Origin of the sequence: Vibrio xiamenensis, from assembly GCF_900100015.1 — a bacterium.
GTDB lineage: Bacteria > Pseudomonadota > Gammaproteobacteria > Enterobacterales > Vibrionaceae > Vibrio > Vibrio xiamenensis.
On record NZ_FNDD01000064.1, the window covers coordinates 1 to 5,331 of the forward strand.

Here is a 5,331-nt window from a genome sequence, read left to right on the forward strand (position 1 = left end):
CTTCTTCGCCTGTGGTATCAAGCATGGCGGCATCAGTGGTGTTCGCGATGCGGTATGGCACGTTGTAAGGAACATCTGCGTGTTTATCTGGTGCGGTACCGACCCAGCACACAATGTGCTTACCCAATGGCCCCATTGCCGCAGGTAAGGCTTTTTTCACAATGGAAATACCATTGTGCTCAAATGAGGTGATTAGCATAGATTATTTGCTCTCTGCAGTGGCTTTGACAGCGGTGGCTTTAGTGGTCATGGTTTTCAGTGAAATACGACCGTTGGAAAGCAAGGCTTTGGCTTCCTGAGGAAGCAGTTCAAGCTCTTGGTCTTTCATGGTCCAATGCCCTTTGTGCCAAGGGAATGGCGTATTCACGACATAGGTCTGGCGTTTGGCTTTTGATTTCGGTTCTGGCATAGCAGCTCCTAATAAAAAAGCCCTGCAAAAAGCAGGGCTTGGTGAATTTCAGATACAAAAAAACCGCTTTAAGCGGCGGTTAGATGCTTGGTTTTTTAGGCCAAACCACATCGTCTGGTGAGGCGTAGCTTTGGGGAATGTCAGCCAACGCTTGCACATACGTATCAAGCTCAGTTAGCTGAGCACTGGATAGCGTGGTGGGGTTGTCTGCATCATCGACTAACTTACCAAGACGCAGTTCACGTTGATGACGAAGATACGTACTATCTGTATCTTCAATTAACCCATCGCGCTTGCTTCGAATGTCCATCCATTCCTGATTAGATAGCGCTTCATTATAGACGCTATCAGGAATACCAAATGATACAGCGGCATCACTCGTTAGATTTGAGAACACTCGTTCGTTGTACATTAATGTTTTTACAGTCATAGAAAACCTTACTCGAACGATACGTTAGAAATAATTTGTGAAATATTACACGTTACCATTGATGACCATGTCTCATCTGTAGGTAACGCAACACTGTTTGCAAATAACGTAAATGGCAAAGGCGCATTACCATAATCACCCACGAGGACAGGATTTCCATCCGCGATAAGCAAGTTATCATTTTTAGTTAACGACACGTTATTAAGATAAATATCAAGCATCCCAAAAGATCCGCCAGAATGTTGGTGTACTAATGGGCCATTATTCAAATTCGCAGAACAACCATAAAACCAAACCTGACCACTGGAAGATGAACCAGAAATTAAAGAGCATCGATAATCATCATATGAAGCTTTTGATTCACTAAATGTCACCGTTTCAAAGTTCACTTGCTCAAAGTGAATACGACCATTCCACCCTAGCTTAAACTGCCCTGACCAATAATAATCGGCTGAACGCAAGGCACCGCGTATTGTAGATCTTGTTGATGCATCACCCCATGTAGCACCATAACTACTAACGTATACCGTTCTATTGGTTAGATCTACCACACTGGCTAAGTCATAAATTTTAGCGCCAAGTAAACGCACGTAGATGAAAGAGCCACTAGACGAATCACTGACAGCCCCTGCAATCGTTTTTTTCGCCGTTGCAATTGTTTGACCATCGTTATCATCAGAACCCGTTTCTGCGTTAACATAGTAAATACGATGCATCCAATTTTTAATCGTTACAGGGGTAACGTTTGTTGCCTCATCCACCTTTGCATCAATTTCTTGAACCTTGCCTGCCACTGTGTTGGTCAGCTCATTGACCGACTCAATTAAAGCAGCCGTTTCTGCTGTACTCATATAGATTCCTTACGCATTATTAATTTGTTCAGTGCCAGCTACAAAAGCGGCGGTTAACTGAGTGATCACACTACTGAGTTCATCATTAGTGCTTTGTAAATTGGTGAGGGTGGCAAAGGTTTCGTCTGCCGCTGCCTTATCGTACACATCATCGCTGTTGGCCTTGGCCGCCAGCGTAGTGATGATGGTGCCGATGCTGTCTTGGTTCTCTTGCAGCGCGGAGGCTAACTCGTAAATGGTATCGAGCGCTTCGGGTGCTAAACCAATCAAGTTTTCAAATAAGGTGTCAACTTCGGTCTTGGTATACGTGGTCGCCTGGTTGGCTTTGTTGGCCAGTTCGGCAACCGTTACGGTAATCGCCGCACTACCACTTCCATCAAAACTGACCGAGCCGGTTGCATCACCCGTTAGCGATATCAACCGCGCCACTTTTAATGCGTGGGCATAATCGGCGGTCGCGCTAAGCTGGTTGGTTACGGTGAGATGATCAACAGTACCACCGGATAAACTCAGCTTGTTTCTTAACTTGCCATCAATCGTGCCGAGCAATGTACTCAGCTTTTCAATCATGGACTCAATGGCTGTGGACATTTACGACTCCTGAGCGCCAATGACGCCAATGTAATGGTTTATGGTCATCGACATACCGCTGACCATTTCCGCTTGTTCTTGTTCAAGAATGGCGGTTTGGATCAGCGCTTCTTCGGCCATCGTATGGGCGTTGGCGGCAATGACCAAAACCTCTGCAGCAACCGACCCCACCGGACCTTGCTTGCCAAGTGTTGATACATTGAATTTCTGCTTGCTTGGCGTTCGAAGTTCGACCTTGCTTTGGCCCTGGCTTAAGGTGACGACTTGGCGTTTTTCCACCTTCATCGTGATACGACTATCCATATCGCCTCCTACGTTCTGCTTTGAACAATGCCTCGAATAAGGCGCGCCTGGCCGCTGGCAATCGCGTACTTATCCAAAGAGGGGAAGGTCACTAATACCTCCCACAATGCATCTCGCCAATTTTCCGCAGCTTGGCCTTCGGTTTGGCTTGGTGCGATATGATATTGACTCTCGCCAGTGGTCGGCTCTGCTATCGTGATCTCACCATCTTCCGAGGAAAGCCTCAGCAGTAACGAGTCATCACTGCTCTTACGAATTTCAAGCTCAATGATGGCATCGGTTAAATCCACCGGAGTTCGCGCGCGGTTTTCGTCTTCGGTTTCCCAAAGCAGTGAAAAATCACACGTACGCCCTTCGGTGATTTCAAGCACTTGATCGTACATGCTCACCCCTTAGCGAAGCTGCTTTTCAATTTCCAGCAAGCGCCACTCTTGTTTGATCGCCAAGTGCATTTGGTCAACTTGAGTTTTCGCTAAAATGGCAAACTCGGCATCAATCAAGATGTTTAAGTTTTCCGTACCGACTTCAACCGTGACGGCGTCAGTCGGCAGCGCTGACAAATTCAGTGTGAATGGCTGAATACAATGCGCACCGGCGGCTTTATAGTTGAGCGTGGTATCTGGCGCTGAAATCACGCCAAACAGGGTGCCATCATCCAGCCAAAACCCGATCTCGCGGATGGCGTATTCGTCATCACCGGAAAACTTCGCGGCGGCTTGAATGCTGGTACCACTTAAATCTTTAAACTCACCAAACTCAACTCGGGCTTTTTCGCTTTGCAGTACCTTCTGTGCTTTGCTTGGCGTGTACGCTGCATCGCCCACACTGACCCACTTTAAAACCGCTTTAATGCCGTTCTCTTTGGCTTTAATCGCCGCTGCCAAACCTAAGGTGGTAATCGTTAGGCTTAATCCGTCGCTCATATCGTCGCACTCGCTGAAATGGGAGCCACCGACACGCTATAGCTACCAGCCCCGACTTGAGCCGTAGCGGTTGGCACAACCGGAATAATGGTTGCGTCTGCGTATAGGTGGTTCACGGTAATAGATGGACAGATGCCACCTGCTATGCCAAGTGAAGCCTTCGCTTCTGGCATGGGCCACAATACTGCAGGGGCATCTGTATAACTGACATTGGTCGGCGGTGATTTCGCGCCAGCCAATGAAATTTCGGTTTCAACACCAAAGGCTAAGCTGAGCTCAACGGTGTCTCTTGTGGATTTGATATCGTCAATTTTTTCCAGTAGCTGGTTAATCAGCTCTGGGTTTACTGGCGATGAATCATTTTTCCACGCCACAATGTCGAGCGTAAACGCTGGCAATTCTGGGTTCTGGTCGCGTGAGTTAATCTCACAGCCATAACCAATCGCATCGAGCGCTTCACGCAAGCCATACTTGGTACCTGAGTATTTACGCTCGATTTGCGCTTTACTCACCTGAGCACGCTTTACCGCGATAGAGTCATCGCTTTTCCAATACGTCAGCATCTTATCTGCAGCTAAGTACGGCAGCGCGACTGCTGGCGTTGTCGTCGCGTCTCGCAAATTTGGAAACGGCGGCGCGATTTCATCTAGGTGCAAACTAATGGAATGCTCAAGCGCCCGTTCCAACGGGCTGGCATTGTTCGATAGCAGCGTGTAACTACTCGGTTTCGACTTTGATGTTGATTGAGTCAAGATACGGCGCTCCTGTGTGGTCACACTGAATGCTTTCTGCAGGGGAATTAATCACCACTCTGATACCACTACCATTGGTGGCTTTTAACAAGATGTGGTCGATCATCGAACGGTCAATCTCGCCTTCCAATCGGTGCTGCTCACTGCCGTACTTAGCTGCCGCCAAATCCGCTGCATTTTGAATAACGTCGATATCAGGGCCGTTTGGGATATACACCGTGGCATCGAGCGTCCACTTTGTGATCGTCGCTTTGTAAAGGTTTAAAGTGTCGGTTTCCTGAGCCACCGAATCGCTTTTCAAATACGCTAAGGTTCCGCTTAACAGTTCATCGCTTGGGGTACCGTCACCTTCGTGAGCAAGCAGGTAACCGTTCACAATTCCGGTACCTGCACCACCGTTCACAAACCTTGCATCTTTGGCTTGGCCTGCAAAATCGGAATCACTAAAGGTGTATGTCACGACCACGGTATTATCATCGGGTGACTCGATATCAATCTCAGGCGCAGCGCCTGGTGTCAGCGCGTGGAATCGATAGCCGTTTCGTGTTCCGGTTGAAGACAATGCGAACATAGAAAGATAATAACGAGTCAACAATTGCTCGTTACTTTCCATCACCGCTTCAACCGGAGGAAACGCCGTAGGGTCGCCTTCTTCTAGCGTTAACCGTTCAAGGCCCATGTCCGAGACGATCATGTCCACCATGTCATCTTCACTGGCGTACATCGCAAACATTTGTTTCGCGCTTTCATTCCAGCGGCGGTAATGGTTTTGCAAGATAATGCCAAACGCCTGAGTGAACTTAGTTAGTATTTCTGCGTTGTTATCTAGCGTTTCACTCACCGCATCCACATCATCGGGAGCGATGGTTTCAAGAGCTGAGAGCAGTTCAGCTTTTACGCTGGTATACAGGCTCGAAAAATCGGGCGTACTGAGCAGCGTTGGCTCAGGAAGCTGGGCCAAATGCGGAAATCGTTTCATCAACGCCTCGGTGATTAAATATTGATAGTAAAAGGGTCAACCAACTGGCCGTTCCAAGTGCCGTAAAACGTCACTGCAGTGCCATTCTCGGTG

At 48.0% G+C, this 5,331-nt stretch carries 9 protein-coding genes and 1 pseudogene; all 10 read right to left on the reverse strand.

The features are described 5' to 3' along the window. Positions 1 to 199, reverse strand: a pseudogene (locus BLS03_RS24975) (phage tail sheath protein); the annotation flags it as partial. A gap of 3 nt (positions 200 to 202) precedes the next feature. Further along, entirely contained in the window at positions 203 to 409 is a 207-nt protein-coding gene (locus BLS03_RS24980) for a hypothetical protein (RefSeq protein ID WP_093279548.1), read from the reverse strand. Between the two features lie 79 nt (positions 410 to 488). Then, on the reverse strand, positions 489 to 839 hold the full coding sequence (locus BLS03_RS24985; protein WP_093279549.1) for a phage tail assembly chaperone: 351 nt from the start codon (positions 837 to 839) through the stop codon (positions 489 to 491). Between the two features lie 8 nt (positions 840 to 847). Further along, on the reverse strand, positions 848 to 1,690 hold the full coding sequence (locus tag BLS03_RS24990; protein WP_093279550.1) for a hypothetical protein: 843 nt from the start codon (positions 1,688 to 1,690) through the stop codon (positions 848 to 850). A 9-nt stretch (positions 1,691 to 1,699) separates the two neighbouring features. Continuing rightward, a complete protein-coding gene (locus BLS03_RS24995; RefSeq protein ID WP_093279551.1) occupies positions 1,700 to 2,281 on the reverse strand; it encodes a hypothetical protein in 582 nt (193 codons plus the stop codon). After that, on the reverse strand, positions 2,282 to 2,584 hold the full coding sequence (locus BLS03_RS25000; protein ID WP_093279552.1) for a hypothetical protein: 303 nt from the start codon (positions 2,582 to 2,584) through the stop codon (positions 2,282 to 2,284). It lies immediately after the preceding gene. Positions 2,585 to 2,592: 8 nt separating this feature from the next. Beyond that, on the reverse strand, positions 2,593 to 2,967 hold the full coding sequence (locus tag BLS03_RS25005) for a hypothetical protein (protein ID WP_093279553.1): 375 nt from the start codon (positions 2,965 to 2,967) through the stop codon (positions 2,593 to 2,595). A gap of 9 nt (positions 2,968 to 2,976) precedes the next feature. Next, the gene (locus BLS03_RS25010; protein ID WP_093279554.1) at positions 2,977 to 3,507 is read right to left on the reverse strand and encodes a phage tail-collar fiber domain-containing protein; all 531 of its coding nucleotides are present in this window, start codon (positions 3,505 to 3,507) and stop codon (positions 2,977 to 2,979) included. Then, the gene (locus BLS03_RS25015) at positions 3,504 to 4,259 is read right to left on the reverse strand and encodes a phage tail protein I (RefSeq protein WP_176765699.1); all 756 of its coding nucleotides are present in this window, start codon (positions 4,257 to 4,259) and stop codon (positions 3,504 to 3,506) included. The genes BLS03_RS25010 and BLS03_RS25015 overlap by 4 nt, the downstream gene beginning before the upstream one ends. Then, positions 4,225 to 5,238 (reverse strand): baseplate J/gp47 family protein, encoded by a 1,014-nt coding sequence (locus BLS03_RS25020; protein ID WP_093279556.1) that lies wholly within the window; start codon positions 5,236 to 5,238, stop codon positions 4,225 to 4,227. Before BLS03_RS25020 ends, BLS03_RS25015 begins: the two co-directional genes overlap by 35 nt. Positions 5,239 to 5,331 lie beyond the last annotated feature (93 nt).

What these genes read in the sequence shown, in the direction of transcription:
- BLS03_RS24980 (WP_093279548.1), bottom strand. Translation starts at nt 409, where the DNA reads ATGCCAGAACCGAAATCAAAAGCCAAACGCCAGACCTATGTCGTGAAT.
- BLS03_RS24985 (WP_093279549.1), bottom strand. Translation starts at nt 839, where the DNA reads ATGACTGTAAAAACATTAATGTACAACGAACGAGTGTTCTCAAATCTA.
- BLS03_RS24990 (WP_093279550.1), bottom strand. Translation starts at nt 1,690, where the DNA reads ATGAGTACAGCAGAAACGGCTGCTTTAATTGAGTCGGTCAATGAGCTG.
- BLS03_RS24995 (WP_093279551.1), bottom strand. Translation starts at nt 2,281, where the DNA reads ATGTCCACAGCCATTGAGTCCATGATTGAAAAGCTGAGTACATTGCTC.
- BLS03_RS25000 (WP_093279552.1), bottom strand. Translation starts at nt 2,584, where the DNA reads ATGGATAGTCGTATCACGATGAAGGTGGAAAAACGCCAAGTCGTCACC.
- BLS03_RS25005 (WP_093279553.1), bottom strand. Translation starts at nt 2,967, where the DNA reads ATGTACGATCAAGTGCTTGAAATCACCGAAGGGCGTACGTGTGATTTT.
- BLS03_RS25010 (WP_093279554.1), bottom strand. Translation starts at nt 3,507, where the DNA reads ATGAGCGACGGATTAAGCCTAACGATTACCACCTTAGGTTTGGCAGCG.
- BLS03_RS25020 (WP_093279556.1), bottom strand. Translation starts at nt 5,238, where the DNA reads ATGAAACGATTTCCGCATTTGGCCCAGCTTCCTGAGCCAACGCTGCTC.